At 65.1% G+C, this 977-nt stretch carries 2 pseudogenes; both read left to right on the top strand.

The features are described from left to right. A pseudogene (locus JHC57_RS07845) lies at window positions 1-441 on the top strand (glycine dehydrogenase); the annotation flags it as partial. Next, window positions 438-977: pseudogene (locus tag JHC57_RS07840) on the top strand (aminomethyl-transferring glycine dehydrogenase subunit GcvPB); the annotation flags it as partial. The pseudogenes JHC57_RS07845 and JHC57_RS07840, both read left to right, overlap by 4 nt.

Genomic DNA, 977 nt, shown 5'->3' with positions numbered 1-977 from the left:
CGCGGCTTCGTGCTGACGCTGTCGACGCGCGAGCAGCATATCCGCCGCGAGAAGGCGACAAGCAATATCTGTACGAACTCAGGTCTTTGTGCGCTGGCTTTCAGCATCCACATGACGCTGCTCGGCGAAGCGGGGCTTCGCCAGCTCGCCGCGATCAACCATGCTCGCGCCAAGGCAGCCGCCGCCGAACTGGCGAAGGTTCCGGGCGTGTCGGTGCTGAACACCAACTTCTTCAACGAATTCACGCTGTTGCTGCCGACTGCGGCGCGCCCGGTGATCCACAAGCTCGCGGAGAGGGGCATCCTCGGCGGCGTCTCGCTCGGCCGCCTTTATCCAGACAACGCTGGCCTCGAAAACGGCATCGTCGTCGCCGTGACCGAAACCGTGACCGAGGCGGATATCGCCGCCTTCGCCGCTGCCCTGAAGGAGGTGCTGGCATGACCGCGCTCAACCGCGCCGGCTGGCGCCCCGAAATGAACATCGCCGGCGGCGCCGACGACAATGTCACCTTCACCGGCAACCGCGCGCTGATGCTCGAGGAGCCATTGATCTTCGAAATCGGCGGAACCGAAACGATGGGTGTCGACTTCGACGAAGCCGCGCCCGCCACCGACCTCGGCGGCCTCGCGCGGACCGCGCCGATCGGCCTTCCGGGGCTCAGCGAATCCGAAACGGTGCGCCATTACACGCGGCTGTCGCGGCAGAATTACGCGATCGACCTCGGTCTCTTCCCGCTCGGCAGCTGCACCATGAAGCACAACCCGCGCCTCAACGAAAAGGTCGCGCGGATGCCGGGCTTCGCCGATACGCATCCCTTGCAGCCGCAGGAAACGGTGCAGGGCGCGCTCGCCGTCATCAACGAACTCGCCGTGTGGCTGATCAAGCTCACCGGTATGTATGGCGTTGCAATGTCACCCAAGGCCGGCGCGCATGGCGAACTCTGCGGCATTCTTTGCATCAAGGCGGCGCTCGAAGCG

It is taken from the genome of Sphingopyxis sp. (assembly GCF_016463645.1).
In the GTDB taxonomy this organism is placed as follows: domain Bacteria; phylum Pseudomonadota; class Alphaproteobacteria; order Sphingomonadales; family Sphingomonadaceae; genus Sphingopyxis.
The sequence above is the reverse complement of the archived record's forward strand: the minus strand, read 5'-3'. Positions and strand labels throughout refer to the sequence as shown.